The organism is Psychrobacter sp. P2G3, from assembly GCF_001593285.1.
Taxonomy (GTDB): Bacteria; Pseudomonadota; Gammaproteobacteria; order Pseudomonadales; family Moraxellaceae; genus Psychrobacter.
The window spans coordinates 253619-276199 of record NZ_CP012529.1; the positions used below are offsets into that span (position 1 = coordinate 253619).

Annotated in this window: 15 protein-coding genes and 2 tRNA genes; 6 read left to right on the top strand and 11 right to left on the bottom strand. The window is 41.8% G+C overall.

All coding sequences use genetic code 11. The features are described 5' to 3' along the window. Nucleotides 1-35: 35 nt before the first annotated feature. A tRNA-Gln gene (locus AK823_RS01085) sits at nt 36-111 on the bottom strand. A 211-nt stretch (nt 112-322) separates the two neighbouring features. Next, a tRNA-Gln gene (locus AK823_RS01090) sits at nt 323-398 on the bottom strand. 360 nt (nt 399-758) lie between these two features. Between AK823_RS01090 and AK823_RS01095 the strand changes: the two genes are divergently transcribed. After that, nucleotides 759-1160 carry an STAS/SEC14 domain-containing protein gene (locus tag AK823_RS01095; protein WP_068325544.1) on the top strand — a complete coding sequence of 134 codons (402 nt, stop codon included), beginning with the start codon at nt 759-761 and terminating at the stop codon, nt 1158-1160. 102 nt (nt 1161-1262) lie between these two features. Here AK823_RS01095 and ispE read toward each other — a convergent pair whose 3' ends face one another. The 3 genes from ispE to AK823_RS01110 form a co-directional block, all read right to left on the bottom strand. Next, a complete protein-coding gene (ispE, locus tag AK823_RS01100) occupies nt 1263-2228 on the bottom strand; it encodes a 4-(cytidine 5'-diphospho)-2-C-methyl-D-erythritol kinase (RefSeq protein WP_068325546.1) in 966 nt (321 codons plus the stop codon). A gap of 28 nt (nt 2229-2256) precedes the next feature. After that, a complete protein-coding gene (gene lolB / locus AK823_RS01105) occupies nt 2257-2889 on the bottom strand; it encodes a lipoprotein insertase outer membrane protein LolB (protein WP_068325548.1) in 633 nt (210 codons plus the stop codon). 165 nt (nt 2890-3054) lie between these two features. After that, on the bottom strand, nt 3055-5109 hold the full coding sequence (locus tag AK823_RS01110) for a tetratricopeptide repeat protein (protein WP_228138887.1): 2055 nt from the start codon (nt 5107-5109) through the stop codon (nt 3055-3057). Between the two features lie 606 nt (nt 5110-5715). Here AK823_RS01110 and hemA point away from each other — a divergent pair. The 4 genes from hemA (at nt 5716) to AK823_RS01130 (ending at nt 9900) form a co-directional block, all read left to right on the top strand. Continuing rightward, nucleotides 5716-7122: a glutamyl-tRNA reductase gene (gene hemA / locus AK823_RS01115; RefSeq protein ID WP_068325552.1), complete on the top strand. Its 1407-nt coding sequence runs from the start codon at nt 5716-5718 to the stop codon at nt 7120-7122. A gap of 547 nt (nt 7123-7669) precedes the next feature. Further along, on the top strand, nt 7670-8806 hold the full coding sequence (locus tag AK823_RS01120) for an aminotransferase class V-fold PLP-dependent enzyme (RefSeq protein WP_068325554.1): 1137 nt from the start codon (nt 7670-7672) through the stop codon (nt 8804-8806). 159 nt (nt 8807-8965) lie between these two features. Next, nucleotides 8966-9403, top strand: a complete 438-nt coding sequence (locus tag AK823_RS01125) for a YeeE/YedE family protein (RefSeq protein WP_068325556.1) — start codon at nt 8966-8968, stop codon at nt 9401-9403. 77 nt (nt 9404-9480) lie between these two features. After that, nucleotides 9481-9900, top strand: coding sequence for a DUF6691 family protein (locus tag AK823_RS01130; protein ID WP_068325558.1), 420 nt, complete (start codon nt 9481-9483; stop codon nt 9898-9900). 176 nt (nt 9901-10076) lie between these two features. On the opposite strand, the gene AK823_RS01135 is transcribed toward AK823_RS01130, so the two are convergent. Next, nucleotides 10077-11741, bottom strand: a complete 1665-nt coding sequence (locus tag AK823_RS01135; RefSeq protein WP_068325560.1) for an AMP-binding protein — start codon at nt 11739-11741, stop codon at nt 10077-10079. 535 nt (nt 11742-12276) lie between these two features. Here AK823_RS01135 and AK823_RS01140 point away from each other — a divergent pair. Then, nucleotides 12277-14385 carry an NADPH-dependent 2,4-dienoyl-CoA reductase gene (locus AK823_RS01140; RefSeq protein ID WP_068330029.1) on the top strand — a complete coding sequence of 703 codons (2109 nt, stop codon included), beginning with the start codon at nt 12277-12279 and terminating at the stop codon, nt 14383-14385. Nucleotides 14386-14480: 95 nt separating this feature from the next. Here the strand turns inward: AK823_RS01140 and AK823_RS01145 are convergent, their stop codons facing one another. The 5 genes from AK823_RS01145 to AK823_RS01175 form a co-directional block, all read right to left on the bottom strand. Continuing rightward, complete coding sequence (locus tag AK823_RS01145) at nt 14481-15272, bottom strand: tetratricopeptide repeat protein (RefSeq protein WP_068325562.1); 792 nt, start codon at nt 15270-15272, stop codon at nt 14481-14483. A 923-nt stretch (nt 15273-16195) separates the two neighbouring features. Continuing rightward, nucleotides 16196-17203 carry a PAAR domain-containing protein gene (locus AK823_RS01160; protein ID WP_068325566.1) on the bottom strand — a complete coding sequence of 336 codons (1008 nt, stop codon included), beginning with the start codon at nt 17201-17203 and terminating at the stop codon, nt 16196-16198. A 216-nt stretch (nt 17204-17419) separates the two neighbouring features. Continuing rightward, on the bottom strand, nt 17420-18439 hold the full coding sequence (locus AK823_RS01165; protein WP_082785593.1) for a lipoate--protein ligase: 1020 nt from the start codon (nt 18437-18439) through the stop codon (nt 17420-17422). Between the two features lie 565 nt (nt 18440-19004). Further along, nucleotides 19005-20702: a RelA/SpoT domain-containing protein gene (locus AK823_RS01170; protein WP_068325570.1), complete on the bottom strand. Its 1698-nt coding sequence runs from the start codon at nt 20700-20702 to the stop codon at nt 19005-19007. A gap of 184 nt (nt 20703-20886) precedes the next feature. Further along, nucleotides 20887-22485 (bottom strand): GMC oxidoreductase, encoded by a 1599-nt coding sequence (locus AK823_RS01175; RefSeq protein WP_068325572.1) that lies wholly within the window; start codon nt 22483-22485, stop codon nt 20887-20889. Between the last annotated feature and the right edge of the window lie 96 nt (nt 22486-22581).

A 22581-nucleotide genomic window follows, 5' to 3' on the forward strand; every position in this document is an offset into this window, starting at 1 on the left:
ATAAAGAAAAGTGTGATGAACGTTACAGCAGAAAATGGCAGGGGTAGCTGGACTCGAACCAACGGATGTCAGGATCAAAACCTGATGCCTTACCAACTTGGCTATACCCCTGTAATGTTTAGGTTTATCGAACGTTAGCTACTAATATAAAACATTAGCATAACGCTATTACCTAGGAGACCGTCTAAAAAAACGGCATTCCCTAACGGTGTTCGTTGCGAACTATACCGAAATTGGGAGGGTGTTGTCAATTACTATAAGCTAAGTAATTACTAATAACAGTACTTATTACCAATATAGATTGAGCAATACACTTAAAATATGGCAGGGGTAGCTGGACTCGAACCAACGGATGTCAGGATCAAAACCTGATGCCTTACCAACTTGGCTATACCCCTATTGTGGCGACCTATTATAAGTAATTTTTCAGATTTTGCAAGTCATTTGCGGCTTTTTCTGGCTTTTATTCGTAAAGAGCAAACTATGAAGTGAGTTCAGCAACTTAGTAGTGAAAATTGATAACAATTATCGGACGTAATTATTTCTAATTGTTTAATGAATTAAGTGCAGCCTACTTTGTAGTTAGAAAGGATGAGAAAATCGCGCCTCTCGCTTGTATCTATACATCCGAGCAGGGCGGTCGCTATTGATTGAGCGCAACCTACATTCCTACACACGTTTAGCGCACTAGTGTGAAGAAATTCAAGTAGTATGGATATGAATAGCGTCATCAACACGCATTAAACGAGGAGAATGACATGACTTATATTCTAACTCAGCCTAGTAAGCATCATATTGAATTGACCATCAATGGCAAAATTAGCAGTGATGATATGAAGCATCTACTTGATGAATGGATGCAAGCAACGGCTTCTATGACTGAGGCTGACCCAAATACCGAACTACAAAATGCTACCTTGCTTTATCGCATTAATAGCTTTGCAATGCCATCATTTTCGGCGGTAATGGTTGAGATGAAACGTATGCCTGAGTTGTGGGCAACAATGAAGTATTTTGGCAAAATGGCAGTGATTAGCGAACAGCAATGGCTACAAAAGGTGGCTGAAATTGAAGGCTGGATGATACCAAATTTGGATATCAAAGGGTTTAATCCTGAAGACGAATCAGCTGCTAGGATTTGGTTAGGGATTCAAGATTAGCCTGTAGATTGAGCTTGAGTAAGTGTGCCCAGCGCACTATTTTTAAAAAATGCGCATATTTCAGGTGTGCTGGACGCACCCTACATCTATACAAGTTAGCGTTTAAGATGGTAAATTGTTTACCATATAGGCTGGACAAGGCGCATCTGCAACCCAATTCGCCAAAAGCTTTTTATCAGTAATCACACTTGCATCCAGTGGCAGGAATACCGCGCTACCAGAGCCAGTCATGCGTGCTGTACCCAATGCTACTTCTTCTAAGCCTTGCAAATAACGTAACGCTTCATTAACGGCAGGGGCGAGGCTTTTCACTACGGAAGTAAAGACATTGTTGTAGGGTGCAAGTAGATTTTGCGTATAATTCCTAGACTGATTTTGGATAGTCTGTATTGATAGTGGTGCGATATCACGCTGTAATTTAGGATGAGCGAATAGCTTAGCAGTATTGACGTGGGCATCAGGAGTCAATATTAAATAATGCTGATCTGGCAAATCAATGGCTGTCAGCTCCTCACCAATACCCATCGCAATAGCATCTTGCCCAAAAATAAAGATTGGCACGTCTGCGCCAATCCTAGCACCAATTTTTATCAGCTCATTTTGAGTAAAGTTAAGCTGCCAAATCTCATTTAATGTCAATAAAGTAGTCGCGGCATTAGAAGAGCCGCCGCCCAAGCCTGCACCCATCGGCAAATGCTTGTCTAAGGTTATTTTTACTTGGGGTAGCTGCTTAGGTAGCTTGTTTGACTGTATGGCAGTCGCTAGTAACGCACGTGTGGCTTTAAAGATTAGATTGTCTTCTATACTAGTAGTTATCGTTTCTGCGCCAGTTAACGCCAATAACTGACCACATAGCTCATTAATGTCTAACGAATCCTCAGCGCTAATAGCCATCGCGTTATCTGCGACCAAAAAATGCAAATAATCGCCCCAATCGAGCAGTCGAAATACCGTTTGCAGGTTGTGATAGCCATCAGCGCGCTTACCAGTGATATGCAAAAATAAATTAATCTTTGCAGGTGACAAACGGCTGATCACTTTATTGGCAGTGGTAGCATTCTTAATCATAAATAGCAGTCATTATTCTTTATATTTACTAACTACTTTGGTGGTTAATAGTCATGATAACTTTGTGGCCTTCAGGCTGCACAGCGCTAATCTTAGCAGGTAATTTATCTGTACCCTTGTAAGTGAAGCTTGCCGTCCATTGACCATTGACCGAGCTGATTAACCTACCTTGCGCGTCTAGCTGTGGCGCAGTATCTGAAGGTGCTGAACGCCCAGATATCCAGTAGGGCATCTGCGAGATAGGCGCTTGCCAGCCAGTTGCTTTTTGTAGCAAGGTTTCAGGATTGTCAGCGGTTAACGTGCCTGTCTTTTCACTAACCAATGTTGCCGTTTGGCCGTTATATTCGATATTGGTTTTGCCAATGCCTAAGGCCCCAATTAACTCGATAGCAAAACGCTCGTTTTGCTGACCCCACGCATAAAAGGCGCTACCACCTTGCGCTTCGGCTGTCCCATTGGCAGGAGTCGTTACCCCAATTTTGCCGGTGATATTAAAATTATCGAGCTTTTGTACTTGTACGATAGGAGAGGTGGGTTTATTCGTCGCACTTGTACCCTGCAAAGACTGACAACCAGAAGTAATTAATAACGCAGCGGTAACTGCACCAAACACCGCTAACTTTTTAGGTTTATGGCTTATTGCTGTTGAGAAGGCTGACATAGGTGTTCCTCAAAAATTTACAAAATTAAAATCAAAATAAAGCGATGAAAAAATACTACGCTCAATTTGTTACCCAGTTATGCCCTGTTGTTAAAGACTTATTGGCGGCATGAGTAACGATTGTATATAACACAAGCAGATGAATACCGTTAAATCGACGAAACATTAATAGAGCTGTACGCGATCATTGACGTTATGTTGTCCGAATGAAAAGCGCTGTTGCAAGTCCTCTAATAATGCATTGACCTTATCGCTTTCGCCTAATCCTTGATAAGCGCGCAGCAAGAGTACGCCTGAACGCAACGTTGGCAGCACATCATAAGGGGTTTGTAAGTAACTAATTACTTGCCCATAGTTTTCATTAGCCAAAGCACTGCTAGCCAATACGTTTAGAGCTTGCAGATGCAGCTCATTATCGTAACGTGGATCATCGAAACGAACTTGGACAATCGCTTGTGCAAGCTCTAACCCTTGTTCAGAGTTTTGATCATTAGATAACAGCAATTGTGCGTAGCTGAGCTGGTAAGATAGGTTGCTAGGATCTAGTGCTTGCAAATGATTGAGCAAAGTACGTTTAACGATATATTCATTGCGATCGTCAAGCAATTGGACCCGGGCGAATACTATCGTTTGGTTATTAGGGTACTTGCGACTGACGCGAGTCAATAGCTGTAAGGCTTCATCAGCCTTATCATGCTGCCATAGGATATTCGCTTGTAAAACATAAGTTTCAGGCGCGAAGACTGCAAATTGTTCACGGAGCTTGTCTAAGATTTTTATTGCAGCATCAATATTGCCATCTAGGAGCTCAAAGTCGACGACTTTTTTACGTGCAGCCAGTACCAAGTCTTCTTGCATGACGCTATTTAAGTAGGACTTGGCCTGCTCGAAGCGCTGTTGACGCTCCGCACTAATACCTAAATAATAGTAAGCTTGATCAAGATAGGTAGGAGTTTTTGCCAACATGTTAAGCAGTTGATCAGCGCTACGATATTCTTCAATATCTAAGCTGACTAAAGCAGCCAATAAAGTAATCTCTGCATCATCATTAAAGCGTTGATGGGCATCAAGTAGTAATTGCCACGCTTCTTGGCTTTGCTTTAAATCAAGCAAATAGCGAATTTCATATAGGTATAAACTCTTACTATCAGGATTACGCAGGCGTGCTTGGCTGACATAATTGATTACCGTCTCTGCCGGTTCGATCTTGCGCAAGATATCGGCTTTTAAGGTAATAAAGGGAACATAATCAGGCTGACCTAATAAGGCTCGATTGATATGGACAATTGCTATCTCAGGCTCATTAAACTGATAGAGTAAACCTGCTTTTAATACTGAGAGCGAGGCATTTTGTTCACTATTAATTGGCTGTAAGGCTTCTAGAAGCTCACGTTGATCTTTGTCTGTCGTTGGATAAATACCAATCAATATATCACTCAAATCGGTACGTGGATCATAGCGTAAAATACGGTTTAAGGACTCACCCGCCAAAGTGTAATCATGAGCTTTAAGCGCTAAATGCGCCACATAGAACCAAGCAGGAACATGGTCAGGGTTCTGATCTTGCCACATTTTGGCAAATTGTAATGAATCACCCACATTATCATGACGCAACGATAAACTAAGCGCGCGCTCAAATACCGCTGTCGCATCTTCTTTAAAAGACTGCTGTTTATAAAGCGTTAATGCACGCTCAATATTACCGCGATCAGCAGCAAATTCAGCGTCTAGTAGCGCATATAGGCTAGGCTCGCTAAGCTTTGGTTGTAATACAGTCGCTGGCGGTAAGCTAGCAATGTTGACTGTGCTATTTGGGTATTGCTCCTCTGACTTATCTTCTAACTCATCACTATCATCAAAACTATTATCAAAGCTATCAATATCGTCAGTATCTTCAATTATTGAGCTAGGCATCAATGGAGATGTTGTCACCTCGGCACTGTTTCTATGAAACACAGCATGTTGAGTGCTGTTGTTTTTGATAGAGCTATCATCAGCATCATTAGCAATATCTACTATTACTGTCTCAGGTGTACATAACAATGACGGCGTATCGACGAAATTTGCATGAGCAGAAGTTCCCAGGCACAGCCAAGCGGCTAATAATAAGGTTAGCTTGCGGCGCTGACGTAGACGAGACAAAATGCTGTCTAACAAATCCTGAATACTAAGCTGACTGTCATATGCAAGTTGCAGCGCGAGTTTTGATTGAAATAACAACCCAAAAAAAATCATAGAATAATGGTATTCACCAGTAAAAAAAGACACTTTATTATAAAAGCGGATGACTACAGTAAACAATAGTACTCATGTTAACTGAAAGCCAAAATAACCGCTATTAGCATCATGATAAGATGTTCAACTGCTCTGAAAAAGCAAACGTATTAAAAAGTCTGCCTTAATAATAGCATACTGATTGTTGTTATCAGTTTGAGATTGGCTACCCTCAATTTTTACTTCAGACTAGTCTACTAGGTTCGTCTATATAGAATAATAAGTCTCTATATTGGGTATCAATATAGTAGATATTAATGATAATAATTAAAAGCAGATATTGCGGTTGATTTGTTGTTCATGTGCCCAGATACAAGCAAACAGCTATCGCAGATAGGTGAGTGTTAAATAAAACCAGTAACAATGATATAATAAGCGGTTTTATATTCATAGCATCTGCTATATAACCTATTTAAATCAATAACGTCACGTCATTTATGCATCGGCTAACGTCCGACTGTGGTGTGTCTGAGCATGTTTTTGTCAGCTGCTTTTTGACACCTTGTGACAGTTGATGATATCAGTGAGCGTTATGTTTATGGTCTATCGATAATGAGATTAGTGGTCATTGGGGTTAATCACAAAACTGCACCAGTCGCTCTACGAGAGCGTTTGGCGCTTGTGGGTGAAGATGTGAACATCGCTCTTGAGCAGTTAGAGGTCTTTACTGATGGTAGCGTGATTGTTTCAACTTGCAACCGTACTGAAATCTACGCTCTAGTGCCTCAAACAACATTGCCTCACTCATCAGCCTCGCAAATTCCAGAGTTACCAGTTATCGATAATGATTTTGCATCAGATGATAACACGCTTAGTAGCGACACTATTGCCAGCTCCAGTGTTTCCTCAGCTGCCATTAGCGCTCACGTTATGCAGATTAAAACATGGCTTGCCAACTTTAAGCAGTTGTCGTTAACTGAGATTGATCCTTATCTATATGTGCATCGTGATACGCATGCGCTTACCCATTGGCTACGAGTCGCCGCTGGCCTTGACTCAATGATATTGGGCGAACCGCAAATTCTCGGTCAGATAAAACGGGCCGTGCATCTTGCGCAAGATGAAAATGCATTGAGCAATCAATTGGGCTGGGTTGTCGATCAGGTGTTTGCAGCGGCTAAACGCGTCCGCAATGAAACCCAAGTTGGCGCTCAAGCTGTATCGCTCGGCTTTGCAGCGGCCAAACTGGTCACCCAAATCTTTGATGATTTGCCTAGTCGCACCTTGTTGGTGGTGGCAGCAGGTGAGATGAACCGCTTAGTGGCGACCCATATTGCAGGGCTTGGGGTAGGGCGCATTATCATTTGCAACCGTAATCCTGAGCGTGCCGAGGCCTTGGCGGCTGAGCTACGTAATCCCAACCGCAGGGTGGAGGTCAGATCCTTACAAGAGCTGCCACAAGTATTGGCAGAGGCTGATATTGTGAGTAGCTGTAGTGGTAGTATGGATTTATTGATTGATAAAACGATGGCCATACAAGCGCTAAAACGTCGTCGTTATCGGTCGATGCTGATGATAGACTTGGCAGTACCGCGTGATATCGATTCAACCATCAGTCGGATAGATGATGTTTACCTCTATTCTGTCGATGACCTGCAACATGTAATCGCAGGCAATCTTGAACAGCGTAGGCAAGCGGCTGTCGATGCTGAGCTGCTAGTCAGCCAACTGGTCGTTGAGATGGAGCGAAGCTTCCAAGTACGGCAAGTAGGGAAAGATATTCAGCATTATCGGATGTCCACTCATACCCAAGTTGATAAGCTGCTGCATGAGTCTATTGCCAAGCTTGAGCAAGGTGATGCGAGTGCTGAAGATATCATTACTGAACTATCACGGCGTCTCAGCCAAACGTTAACCCACGCGCCATCGAAGCTTATGCGTAAGGCCGCCCGCGAAGGCGATAGTGAATTGCTAGACTTTGTGGTATCGGGTCTGCATGATGCCTATCGTAAACGCTAATAAGCGGCTATTAGTTGCGAGAAAATCGTAAATTGCGCAGGCTATATCGTTACATGAACAAACCGTTGTCAACCGTCATTATCAGTGCTAATATCAAGCTGTCATGTTGGTATTAAATGATAATAAGGCGGTCTTAGCTATCAGTATTACCGCGCTTATTTTAGTTTAATATGTTTTGCTTTGACAAGTTGTCAGTGACCATTATTACCCGCCTACCGCCGCGTAGCACCTATAATGGCGCAAACGTCATGTATGATTTCGTTTTTCATAAAACCTAAGATGTACAAGACACAATCACCAACGGCAATAGCGCTAGGACAAAGTGCTATATCGTCAATCCTATGTCATACCCTCTATCATTATTTGGTATTCATTAGTTGATATCTGTTATTCAGCGATTACTCAACCATGATTCAACATTGTTACCTAGTTAGTTATATCTATATTAGCGCCTAAACTTAGTAGCTAAGTTATGCTGTAACCAAGCTTTGTCACAACCAAAGCTTAATAACATCTAAATAATCTAACAACAAACAAGGAATGTCCCATGACTGCATTACGTCAAGATATCGACCCAGAAGGTTTATTAGAGTATTCAGTGGTCTATACTGACCGCGCCCTTAATCATATGTCCAAAGTCTTTCAGCAAGTAATGAATGACTTATCTAGCGAGCTCAAATCAGTTTATAATGCTGACGCAGTCGCCATCGTTCCAGGCTCTGGTACTTATGGCATGGAAGCAGTTGCCGCGCAGTTAGCAAAAGATCAAGACTGTCTAATCATCCGTAACGGTTGGTTCAGCTATCGCTGGACGCAAATTTTAGAAAAAGGCAATATTGCCAAGTCGTCTACGGTTTTAACCGCTGATCGTACTGAAGATACCGATGCGCCAAAACCGTTTGCACCCGTCGATATCGAAACCGCCGTTGCTAAGATTAAAGAACAAAAACCAGCGATCGTTTTTGCTCCGCATGTCGAGACATCAGCCGGTATTATTTTGCCAGAAGACTATCTCAAAGCGTTAGCAGATGCGACTCACAGCGTTGGCGGCTTATTAGTGATTGACTGTATTGCTTCAGGTTGCGTCTGGCTCGATATGAAAGCGTTGGGTATTGATGTGCTTATCAGCGCCCCGCAAAAAGGCTGGAGCAGCACTCCTTGTGCCGGTCTCGTTATGCTAAGCGATGCTGCTGTTAAAAAAGTAGACAGTACCGAATCAAATAGCTTTAGCCTTGATTTAAAGCAGTGGTTAAATATCATGCGCGCCTATGAGAATGGCGGTCATGCTTATCATGCCACGATGCCAACTGATAGCTTGCGTCAGTTCCGCGATACGATTAATGAAGCGAAAAAAATCGGCCTTGATAAATTGTGTGACGCGCAGTGGGAATTGGGCAAACGTGTCCGTAAAGTACTAGAAGATAAAGGCATTGAGAGCGTCGCTGCCGATGGCTTTAAAGCTCCTGGGGTGGTCGTTTCTTATACTGAACGTGACGATATGCATAAAGGTAGCGCCTTCGCTGAAGCTGGCATGCAGATTGCCTCTGGCGTACCATTGAAAGTGGGTGAGCCTGAGAGCTTCAAAACCTTCCGTTTAGGATTATTCGGCTTAGATAAGCTGACGGATATTGACGGTGCGGTACAGCGTTTTGAGTCAGTGCTTGACGAAGTATTGGCTAAATAATACCTCTATCTAATAAGATACTTCTAGCTAAAAAATACTGAGCCTTTGTAATACTGGGTTCAGTATTTTTTTACCTTTTTATTATGTTTTATAATATAATATATTTTAATAAATCATAAACCAAGTAAATACTTAATAAAAACTGATAGGTAATGCGTTATGAGTATACAAGTAGACTGGCAAGCATTTACTCCAATCTCCCTAGTAGGTGGTTTAATGCTAGGGGCAGCGACCGTCATCCTGCTACTGGGTATTGGACGTATTGCAGGTATAAGTGGTATTTTTTCAAGCCTGCTCAAACCCAAGCGCGTCGAGATGTGGCAGGTATTATTCATACTTGGTCTCGTTGCCTCGCCATTGCTGTATAAGCTGGCAAGACCGCTCCCTGATGTGGAAGTCAGTACTTCTTTACCATTATTAATCGGCGCAGGTTTGCTGGTTGGCTTCGGTACGCGTCTAGGCTCAGGTTGTACGAGTGGCCATGGTATTTGCGGTAATGCGCGCATGTCACCACGTTCTATGGCGGCAACGGCAACTTTTATGTTCTTTGGTATCGTGACCGTCTATATTGGTCGACATGTACTAGGGCTACTGTAAATGTTAAGCGGTATAGGTAGCATATTGCACAGACGGCGCTCAACACTGTTAATAAAAGATAATAGCGAGATACAACAATGCTAAAAAATATAATTGGATTACTGGCAGGGTTATTGTTCGGGTTTGGATTACTGGTATCAGGTATGACCGATCCTGTGAAAGTACAAGGGTTCTTAGATGTCTTTGGTGCGTGGGATATTTCTCTAGCACTGGTGATGGGTGGTGGTCTTGCGGTGGCGATTGTCGGCGTACGCTTAGCCAAGCGTCAACAGACCAGCTGGATTGGCACCTCAATTGATATGCCCAGCAAGACGGTTATCAATAAAAAGCTATTAATCGGGGCGATGTTATTTGGTATCGGTTGGGGTTTGGTGGGTATTTGCCCAGGGCCAGGTATTGTACTGCTTGGTACCGGACAGTGGCAGGCTTATGTATTTATTCCAGCGATGATAATAGGGATGCTGGTTTATCAATGGCTTGAGCCAAAGCTTAATTAGCATGGGCTTGGTTGATAGCTCTCAAAAATATTATAAGAAATAATAGCCTTACTTATTATAGAGTCAATGCAGTGTTAACAACAAAAGGTCAGCCTAAATTCAATTAGGCTGACCTTTTTTATGACTTCAATTTAATAGCCAATAACTTAGAATGTTACTGGCTATTAAGTTATTGGCTATGTTGCACTTGGAGTTACTTTTGGGGTTTCATGAGCCAATGACTTAGCCGCTTGACGCAGCTCAAATTTTTGTACTTTACCCGTACTGGTTTTTGGAATTTCAGCAAAGATGATGTATTTAGGTACTTTGAAACCCGCTAAATGCTGTTTACAATGCTCCATCACGGTATCGCGCTGCAAGGTGCTGCCTTCATGAATCTCGATAAAGGCCACTGGTACTTCGCCCCATTTATCATGCGGGGCAGCAACGACAGCACAGCTTTGAATCGCAGGCAACTTATACAAGACGTTTTCGACTTCGATACTAGAGATATTTTCGCCACCTGAGATGATAATATCTTTGAGCCTATCCATAATTTTGATATAGCCGTCAGGGTATTTGACACCCAAATCACCGGTGCGGAACCAGCCATCAGCAAACGCTTCTTCGGTCGCCTTACGGCTCTTTAGGTAGCCTTTCATCACCATATTGCCGCGTAATGCCAGCTCGCCCATTTCCTCACCATCAGCCGCAACTGGTTCAGTCGTGCCTTGTTTAAACACCTCAAAGCCAGTCATTAGATGCGAAGTCACGCCTTGACGCGATTTTTTCTGCGCACGTGCAGCAACATCAAGCTCATCCCACTCTTCTTGTTCAGCGCAGACAGTGACTGGTCCATATACTTCAGTGAGACCATAAACATGAGAGATATGAAAACCCATGGCTTCCATCTCTGCCAGCATGGTTTCAGACGGTGGCGCCCCAGCGACCCAACCATTAACTTGATGGTTAATCGCTTCTTTATACTCAGGCTTGCCACTTGCGATCATATTATGTACGACAGGCGCTGAGCAATAATGAGTCACTTTATGCTTAGCAATCAGCTGCAAAATCAAATTGCCGTCAATTTTACGCAAGCAGACGTTGACGCCAGCACGCTCAGCGATAGTCCACGGAAAGCACCATCCATTGCAATGAAATAGTGGGAGCGTCCATAAGTACATTGGATGTTTGGGCATATCCCAATCTAAAATGTTGGATACAGCATTGAGAGTGGCACCGCGATGATGGTAGACCACACCTTTAGGCTTGCCTGTGGTACCAGAAGTATAATTGAGCGCGATAGCTTCCCATTCGTCTGCTGGCTTTTCCCAATTATCTAAGCTGTCTGAGCTGGCAACCAACTCTTCATAGCTCATCTGTCCAAAACGCTCGACATCGACAGCAGCATCTGTCGCATGAATAACAATTAAGTTTGGAAAAGCTTCGTCGATAATCTCAGCATGCTCAGAAAATTCGCTATCTAAAATTAACACTTTTGCTTCTGAATGCTGTAAACAAAAGGTAAGAGCATTGATATCGAGACGCGTATTTAGGGTACAAAGTACGCCGCCTGACATCGGTACACCAAAGGCACACTCGACCATCGCTGGGGTATTCGGCATCATGACCGCGACCGTATCATTCTTATCAATACCAAGCTTACGCAGGCCATCAGCCAATTGTCTGCAACGATCATAAGTTTGTTGCCACGTTTGGGTGAGATCATTTTGCTCTAAATCGTCATAGATGATAGCGGTCTTGTCAGGATAGACTTGCGCACTACGGATAATAAAATCAATTGGGGTAAGCGGTTGGTAGTTGGCTGCATTTTTGCCGAGACCCGTGTGAAAGTCGGTCATAGGGATAGTCCTTTATCTTTATCGTATTATGGATTTAGCGGTTTTTTATATTGGATTTTGCATGTTAATAGCTATCTTTACTAACATTTAACCCGTTTATTATAGACAACTGTACTTAGAAAGCGAGCTTGTTTTGTGGCCTTTACTTAACTATGCGGCATAAACAAAAGGCATGGCAAATAATGTTATGAACATGGTGTTGTAAACATACTGTTCACTCGTCAGTCGCTTGTCTGCGTAGCTGATAATAATAGCGGTGTGTTACGATAGAATTAACACTGAATCATTAAATATTTAACATTCTTAAGCCTAATATACCTCATACTCAATGACATGAATACAAGAAAGCCGAAAGTAGACTGTACTACCGTATGGGAAATTAGGTTGCCGATGACATCAGATTATTGTGAGCAAGTTATAACAGTACAACCCACTAATTCATAAGGACAATGATATGAGCGCCAGCTCCAATATTGCAAGCCCAGAAGATTCAAACACTAAGACCTCTGATCGTATTGCTAGCACTGACACAACTATGGATGCTACCAATGCGGCTAAGCATTACCCCCATCTATTTGAGCCATTAGATTTGGGCTTTACTACCCTCAAAAACCGTGTGGTTATGGGCTCTATGCATACGGGACTTGAAGATCGTTTTTATAACTACGGTAAATTGGCGGCGTATTTCGCGGAGCGTGCCAAAGGTGGCGTGGCAATGATGATTACTGGTGGTATCTCGCCCAATCGTGAAGGTTGGTTGTTGCCTGCTGGCGGCACCATGAATACGAGAGCCGACGTCATCAACCATCAGCGTGTCACTCGTGCGGCGCATAAATATGATAGCAAAATCATCATGCAAATATTGCACAGTGGTCGCTATGGTTATCATCCTTTTGCCGTATCAGCCAGTCCAATTAAATCACCAATTTCGCCATTTAAACCGCGTAAGATGAGTATTAAAAACATCGAGCAGACGGTGAAAGACTTTGCACGTTCAGCTCGTCTTGCCAAGCAAGCGGGATATGATGGTGTCGAAATCATGGGCTCTGAAGGCTATCTGCTTAATCAATTCTTATCGCGTCATGTGAATAAACGTACTGATGAATACGGCGGCAATATTCAAAATCGTATGAAGTTTGCGGTTGATGTGGTTAAGGCTGTCCGCGCGGCAGCTGGTGAAGATTTTATTATCCTATTCCGTTTGTCAGTTATTGACTTAGTCAAAGACGGCAATGTCATGGATGAAGTCATCACCGTGGCTAAAGCGCTAGAAGAAGCGGGCGTGACTATCATGAATACCGGTATTGGCTGGCATGAGGCGCGTGTACCAACGATTGTGACGAGTGTTCCGCGTGCAGCCTTTGTCGACTTCACTGCTGAGATTAAAAAGCATATCAGTATCCCAATGATGGCGGCCAACCGTATCAATATGCCAGACACCGCTGAAGAAATCGTCGCTAGTGGTCAGGCCGACTTGATTCAAATGGCACGTCCGTTTCTCGCTGATGCCAACTGGGTTAATAAAGCTAAAAATGGCGAAGCTGACCGTATTAATACTTGTATCGCGTGTAACCAAGCTTGCCTCGATCATACCTTTGAGAATAAACGCTCAACTTGTCTGGTCAACCCGCAAGCGTGTCATGAGACCGAGCTGGTCTATAAGAAAACTAAAAAGCGGCAAAAAGTCGCGGTCATCGGTGGCGGTGTCGCTGGCATGTCAGCGGCTCACGTTGCCGCGCTACGTGGTCATGAAGTGACACTGTTTGAAGCCAAAGATATCTTGGGCGGGCAGTTTAACTATGCCAAAGTTATCCCCGGTAAAGAAGAATTCTTTGAGACCATCCGCTACTATATCAACGAGCTTGAGCATTTAGGCGTCGAGATTAAACTTAATACCAAAGTCGATAAAGCAATGCTTGAGAAAGCCAAATTCCATCATGTCATCGTCGCTACTGGCGTGGTGCCAAGAAGCTTAGCAGGTAAGCTTGAAGGTGCTGATTTGCCACAAGTAATGAGCTATGCAGAATTGCTATCTGGTGAGAAGTCAGTCGGTGATACGGTCGCTGTCATTGGCGCTGGTGGTATTGGCTTTGATGTCAGCGAATATCTCACTGCGCGTCATGGTCAGCCACTTGATGAGCTAGATCCTGAAACGCTGAAAGATCCAAGCTATCGTCCAAAGGCGCAGTCGATTAGTGAATGGCGCGAAGAGTGGGGTGTCACGGCTAACCCTAGCTATCAAACTGATGGTGGCTTGATTAAGCCTGAAGGCATCACGCCTATTCGCCAAGTGTACCTCATGCAGCGTACTAAAGGCCGCTTAGGTCGCGGCCTCAATAAAACCACAGGCTGGGTACACCGCGCTCATGTCAAATCGCATGGCGTCATCCAAGTATCGGGTGCACAGTACGAAAAAATTACTAATGAAGGTATCTGGATAATCAATAACCAAGGTCAAAGCCAGCTATTACGTGTCGATAGCGTGGTGGTCTGTGCCGGTCAGGAGTCAGTGGTAGAGCTGATGCCAAATGTCGGCGATGCACCAGATGCGCAATACCATCTCATCGGTGGTGCAAAGCTCGCTGCTGAGCTGGATGCCAAACGTGCAATTCGTGATGGAGCTGAGGTTGCAGTGCAGATTTAGAGTCTGGTTTTTTAAAACAATAGTCAGAATAATGAGACGGTAGGGTAGCGATCTCCTACCGTTTTTTGCTTCGTAAATTGTGGCTATATTTAATTCTACAAAGGTTCTTCAATATCACCCAATGTGAGACCAGTTTCTTGAGTACTATAGATAGTGATGCCAGTATCGTCAATTTTATCATTCATGACCAATCTACCAATGCGATTACTGGCTTCTTGATTGCCTTGATCAGCCGCTTTTTTATACCATTCAAAAGCGGTGTCATAGTCTTGTGGCACACCATAACCATTTTCATAGAGACCACCGATATTAAGTTGTGCCACATCTAACTCTTGATCAGCAGCTTTGGTATACCACTCTAAAGCCATGTCATAGTCTTGCGGTACGCCGTAACCATTCTCGTAAAGACCACCAATATTGAATTGTGCTATGCCTACATCTTTGTCAGCGGCTTTGGTATACCAGTCCAAAGCTTTAGCATAGTTCTGATCTACGCTCTTACCAAAATAGTAGAGTGAGCCTATATTATTTTGAGCATCAAAATCTCCATTATCAGCTGCTGATAAATACGACTGCATTGCTTTTTTGTAGTCTTGATTAACACCTACTCCATTTTCGTACATCACACCGAGATTGAATTGAGCTTCAACGTACTCTTGATCAGCGGATTTTTTGAATAAGCTAAAGGCTTTTTCATAATCCTGAGGAACTGAGTCGCCCTCGTAGTAGGCTAGCCCGAGTTCATATATTTCAGCAGCAGTGTTTTTATTGGATAAAATCGTTGTGTTTGATGATTCTGCTGAACAAGCAGAAACGATTAATACATTTGATAGTAGAGTAGCTAATAGCAAAGATTGAATGAGATTAGTAGTTTTTCTTTGATACATTAAACTTCCTTTTGATAACTCATTGTGTTATCTATTTTCGTGCTTAATTTTTAATATAGCAGCTTTAAATTTTAATTTTTCATCACTCAAAATACTATTCTTTTACTCATTTAAATCGTAGCAAGGAAGATTATAATCGTACTTAAGCTCCACCAAAGTACGTGCTTTGAATAAATCAATAATATAGTCATTTTGCATGTCAGTCATATACATAAAGATAGTAGATTTTCTATTACACAAAATATGAACATACTTAGAAGTTTCTTCTGATTGACTTGCAGTTTTCGCTATATACTCTTCTTTGTCGACTCTACTAGTAATATCTACCCAGCCCTTTTTTATAAGATAGCTATATAATCTTGATAGTTTATATTCATCATACTCAGGACTTACATATCTAGATGTATACCACACGTCCCTATTAAAGTATCTATGATCGCTTTCTCTAAAATTCATGAATCTAGCGATATCGTCAAGCTCTGATATAAGCCAGTCTTCCTTTTTAATCAACTTTTGTTGTTATATTTCAAGATCTTTATTTGGTTCTAGGTCTACAGTCCATATAAATAAAATAATAACGAAAGCAATAAGTGAAATATCAGATAATTTATATTTTTTACCTCTTATTTTCACTGATTATTTTCCTACATACTCAATAATATTTTTCAAAACTAGGTTATTTAATCTGTTTTAAATATTCCAAGTAGTTAACTAATTGCTCTCTATATTTCTCATTCGATTTAAATTTTGGAGATTCAATCCACTTATTACGATTATGAATAATGGATTCTAAGGTAAAGTCCTCATAACCAGACTCCGCTTCACAACAAGGACATATTTCATATAATGGGAATTCACCGTCAAGACCCCATGGCAAGAAATCCTCATCATAGTAACCGCATATTTTACAACTGTGTAACTCTCTATTGAGCATGAAAATATTCCAAATTAGTTGAGTAGGGATGTGTGGAAGCATCAGGCTTAAAAATTGTTCGAGGTGCACCATCTTTCGTTTTGACAGCAAATGTGTTTGTTTTCGGATTATATAGAACCGTATCACCATTCTTTCTGGTTTTATTTAAAGTTCCACGCGGAGGGTCACTGACAAATTCTTGAGCATGACGATAGTAGTCATTTTGAGATTTTAGCTCAGGAAATTCTTTGCTATGTTTACTCCAATGCTCTGCTAGGTTTGTATTAGGAGCTCTTTTCTTAGTAGAAGTCCAGTCGAAACCTTTTTCAGAGTCTCTGTAGATATTGTTATTACTTACCGCTCGTTTTCGAATCACGTACTGTCCAGCTTTAACGCTAGTCTTAGCAGATAGAGCACCCCAACCTAGCGGAAATGACATAATGTCAAAAACCAATCCCGCTTCATCTCCAATTTTTTGCACACCTTCATGGTATTTCGCACGATCACCATTGACATCTATCCATAGAGAATTAAGACGTTCTTGATAAATTAGCTCTTCAGGAGTACCTGCTCCTGCCCAAAGCCCACTGTCTTTCAATGCTTGTTCAGTAGATACGTCAACCCAAATCCCTAACTCCTCATCAGACATTTCATCTTCAGAATCTTTATTGTCAGAAGCTGCAAAGCTAGCAAACATACTATCTGGATCCGACTTCGGAAACACCAGCGCCGCCTGCTCAACCCCAAACACCTCAAAGTCCGACTCAGCAAACGACTGTTGATTAGCAATCAGCTTTGCGCCGCAGCTGGTCACATCGCCGCCACGTGCGATGGGTGCACCATCGACAATAAACGACGGGTCACCACTAAGAATAGTAGTGACCTTTTTGCATTTCTTACAGATGACTTTATCGCCTTTACGCGAGACTGGGATGCCGTTATGAGTGGTATGCGGTGAGCCGGAGATTACCGTCCCACCATGAGAGGTCTTTGCGCCAACGGTGATATAGGCTGCCATAGTGCTACCTTGCTTAAATGCCCGAAGTTTAGATTTTAAAAAAATCTATTATTTGCGTGACATTATAGATGGCAAAAGCACTAAATATCAAACTTAAGTCTGTTTAAATATATAGTATAGATGGTGAGCTTAGTCCATGTTGAGCATAAAAGCGTTTGAGCGCTTGACTGTACCAAAAACCCGACTATTTTTTTAGTATCAATAACGAGCAAAAATCTAACCTTCCATCTCGCTAGTCAACCACTCAGACACATCGTCAATATGCGTTGCCAAATCAGAATGCGCTTTGCCGAGCTCAGCAAGCTTGGCTTTTACTTCATGTCTATCATATTTAATATCAGTCAACGTCTCTTTTAATAGATCGATCAATTCAACATTTAGCGCATCAGAGAAGATGACTACCTCGCTAATGACTGCGTGCTTCACATCAAGATGCAAATCAATAATACCCCAATCAAAGCGCGTCTTAATGTGATGAGTAAATTCAGGGGTCTTGCCAAAGCGCCAATCCCAATCTGCCATTTGCTGATAGTATTTATTCAGGTTAGGTTGCTTGGCGAGACTGGCTTCATCCAATTCTTCTACGGGCGCGGTGTCGCCATAATCAGTGTCACGATAGTATTCACAAAATGCCTCGATAATCGCACCGGATAAAGTCTCGTGATTGATGTCTGCATTAAACTCAACTAAGTTAGCGACGCGCGCACGCACGGACTTAATACCTTTGGCTTTGAGTTTAAGCGGATGCGGATTGAGATAATCGCCCAGCTTTTGCATGTTGGCATTCACCAGTAAAGTCCCGTGATGAAAGCTACGATCAGCCGCATGTTTAAAGGCGCTGCCTGATATCTTCTTATCACCGACTTGCATATCATTACGACCAGATAACTCAGCGTCGATGCCTAATTTTCTTAACGCGTTAACGATAATGGTAAAGTTCGCTTCTTGGTCGTAGTCGTCTTTGGGCGATAAAAAGGTAAAGTTGGTATTACCCAAATCATGAAACACCGCGCCGCCGCCACTCTGACGCCGTGCCAAAAATACATCGTCTTCTTCCATCTTATCGATTTTGCATTCTACCCACGGGTTTTGCGAGCGCCCAATGACCACAGTCTCGCTATTGAGCCATAGAAATAGCGTGTGCGAGTCGGGATTGAGGGTATTAAATATCCAATCCTCGGTCGCGAGGTTAAACCAAGGGTTGGTCACGGCAGACTTTAAGATGCGCAGTTTCATTATTTATCCTTTTTATTATTAAGATTATTAATAGAAGCTATTGTTGCTGATGCGAGGTTGGAATTCAATGGGGGTGTGGTAGGGAGGATGGTTTTGGGGATTTAAATATTGTGATATAGCGGGGAGTTTTGGTTAGATTTTGAGAATACGATTTATAGGTTTTTGAGGAATAATTAGTAGCTGTAGCTAATCCTGCTATCCGCTTATATCTAACTTATCGATGGCGTGCGTACTGGTTTGTCTGGTGGCGTTCCAACATTCGAGCGACCACCCCCAACCATAGTCCGCATCGCCATCGTCGGCGTCAGGATACCGCTACTATCAGGGCTAAAACACTCCTCAAGTTGACTATCGATAATTAAAATTCAGGTATAAAAAAAGGCTACTATTTTCAATAGGAGCCTTTTCTGATATAAAATGGATTCTGTAGCAATGACTTTCTAAGCATCACCCTTTGGTAACATAGTCATAGTAATTCTCCGTAGTAGTGGTTTTAGCCTCCACGCTTATAATTTGTTTGGATGAAGACTAGGTTATAGTTTAGACTAATTTACATCCCTGTCAACTACTCCTTAGTCACTAAATCGTTTACTTTATCGACCAGCTCCAACATGTCTAGAGCTTCACTATCATCAAAATCGTAGCTCTTTTTAAAAATTTTAGTTTTAAGTAACTGAGAATATATTCTACATTTATCAATGTCTTCAAGCATATAATATGAGCTAAGAAGAGTATCTAAAATTGTAGCATCTATGTCCTCTGGACTTTTGTAACTATCTTCGATTGCAATTAATTTCTCTCTAATTAATTCACGATTCTCTTCTGTATCTTGAATCTTGTTAATCTCTGTAAGATAGAAAACTAAATTATTTTGATAGTCAATATACTCTTCAGCATGATTATCTTCATTTAAAGCCTTAAAGCCTTCAAGTGTAAATTCGTAAGCTTCTTGATACAAATTTTTAATATACTCATTTTCCAATGATTTGTCTGAATTATATATTTTTAACCAGATATAGTAGCCAACTGTTTTTGGAACTTTAGACAAAATGTATTTAATATCTGTCTCTTTGACTTTAAACTTTGATTTTCGATTAATTGCTTTAGTATAAGACTCTTTGATTAAAGATATAGAGTCGTCAAACTCTCCTATTCTACCCATAGTCTGACCGAGTCTCATCAATATTAAACTATTGTCTGGATCTACTTCTTTTAAAGTTAAGTACATATCTTTAGCGTTTTTCACACCCTTCTCAGTGTTGTTAACAAGATTACAGAAGGCATAATTGAGACTACAATAGAATGAAAAAGTATCGTTTTCTAAGTCAGCTTTCTGCTTTAAATAATCATTTTTGATACTCAGAAAGTGATCGGCACATCTTATAAGTTCTTTACCATTACTTTCTTTTATCGCTTTATTTTTTGCTTGTATGGCATCGCCATATTCGTACAGGTATTTTTCTTCAATATTTAAGTCACTAAATAATTCAGATAAACTTTCGGAGCCTTCGGGTATATTCAAAACTTTAGAAAAATCAGTCGGATTTAATTCAATTTCAGATTCTTCAACTATCAAATCTGCATAGTCAACACAAGCATCTACAAACTGTTTTAAGGTTTGTAGATGCTTGTCTAGTGTTGGATGGAACGAGTTACTATCTCTCCTAGCTTTATAGCCATATTTGTGATCAATTTCGCCCCAAGCATCTTCAAAAATTGTTCTAACCTGAATCTCCACTGGGATTTTATAGTTTTCAGGTAATACGTCACTATATTCAGTACTAAGGTTGCAAACTATATGGATACTAGAATAGCCTTCTCGAGAGTTTCTCTCTTTGATATCCATTCCTATTGAGGAGAAACTATCGCGCACCTTATGAGAAATATTAGAAAGTGAAACATTACCTTTGTAATATATTAGCTCTTCAATACTGCAATTATGGAAAGGATTCTTACTATCATTATCTTTAGTTAAAAGACTTATTATTGAATTTATAACAGGAATAACGTCCTGTTTGAATAGTACAATGAATCTCAAACCTATTACATCTGAAATATCTTCGATTTTATAACCTTTCTTATCAGGATCAGTTTTTTTCCTATTGTACTTACCAAGAATATCCTTCTTACTTTTTACTCTAGATTTCCTCGCATAACATAAATTCTGAAGCTCATGATCGTTTAAGTAGCTAACAATATTATGATGATAGGATGTTGCCTTATAGCTAATAGACTCAGCTGTACCTCTGTCAATCTTTTCCATGAATTTAATACCAAAATTTAAATTGCTTAAAGAGTAACTGAAGAATACAAACTTTAAAAGATTTGATTTAACTAAAGTTCAGTGGATAACTAAGATAGGAGCAAAAAACAAGAGTAGCTCCCGCAAACCCAAACCAAAAAAACGCTCCTCAAGAGCGTTTTTCATCTAACCAACTTCCAACCACCTAACCAAAATCTTCCTTCAAAATATTCGCCATATTACGCTCAGCAAGTCCGGTGATAAACACATACGGATTGACGCCAGCACTGCCGGGGATTAACGCGCCATCTTGCACATAGATATTTTTGTGCCCTTTGACGCGCCCAACTTCGTCGGTCGCCAAGCCCAACACGCAGCCACCAAGCGGGTGATAGCAAAAGTCATAACCGAAGCCTTTAGTGAACAGCAAGCTTGAGGTCGAGCCACCATTTACTTTGGCGAGTTTTTCAATCAGCTCTTTAGCAGCATTTACTGAGTATTCGTTTTGCTCACGTTTCCAGTTTAGTTTGACGGTTTTGGTGGCTTTGTCATAGTAGTAATTACCACGTTCTGGATTGTCCGTGATGGCAAGATATAGTGTCGTCCACGTCTCAAGCCCTAGCGGCAATGGCGCGAGTTCGGCAAAGATTTTGTACTTTGAACCGTCTCTATCGCCGTCCCACATGTTGATGCCTTTGACCGGGATAGTGGATTGAGTCGTGCCCGCCGCATGAACGAAATTGCGACCCGTCATGATATTACCATTGGGTCCCCAATGTTGTCCGATATGCTCGTTTAGATTATTTAGTTTACTTTCAGCTTGGCTTTTGAGTAGCAGCTCTGAGGTACCTGTACTTCCTGCATTTAGAAATAACTTATCGCATGTGTAATGCTCAATTTTATCAATGCCGCCTGTGGTATTGAGCACATGAACTTCTAATCTGAGTTGATCATTATCGAGGGCTTGAATGCTATTGACTTTGCGTAGGGTTTTCACCGTGACATTACCCGTCGCTTCAGCGTCTTTTAGGTAGGTTAAGTCGAGTGAGAACTTGCCAGCGTTATTACCGTAGATGACTTCGCCGCCGAGTCCCGATTTATAGACTTCACCTTTGGCTTCACGTTGCATATAGTCAAAGTCGTAGCTATTACCGAAGAATTCAGTTTTCATGCCGGCTTTTTCTGCTTGGCGTTCCGCAGCGCGGGTAAATTCGTAATGCTCGGATTGATTAAAAAAAGATTCAGGAATTTGACTGACTTTTAATTCCTTCATGGCACGGGGAAAATAAGTGTCGTACATCTCGTCGCTATCTATCCAAGGAAACACTGCTTCAAAGTGCGCGCGCCTCGGCTGAATGGCAATCGCGCCATTGACGATAGAGCCGCCACCGTAGGCGCGTCCTGCGAAGACTTTCATGTCATCATATTCGATTAAATCCAAAACGCCGGGGTATTTTTTGATAGGGATTGGAATCGGGATAGGGGCGTTTGGCATATTGCTAAACCAGCTCGAGCGTTTATCCGCAGTAATCATTTTGCAAAAAGTATCGTGCTTGGGCGTTCTATCCCAGCGCATACCCATCTCAAGTATCAGCACTTTATGCCCTTTTTCGCTTAATCGCAGGGCCGATACTGCGCCTCCGTAACCACTACCGACGATAATATTAGGAAAATGTCCAACTTGGGTGACGGTCGTAGGCAGTTTTGGCTGCTTGGCAAGCGTTTGGCAACCACTCATCGCCGCGGATGTACTGACTGCCGCTACACCTAAGCCCATTGATTTAATAAACTGTCGTCGTTGCATATGTTTTCCGATTTTGTAGCTGATTTTGGAATGAGTTTTCTATAAGCAACACTTTAACGAACATAAGTTTCTTTATTATTACGCTGACGGAATTTG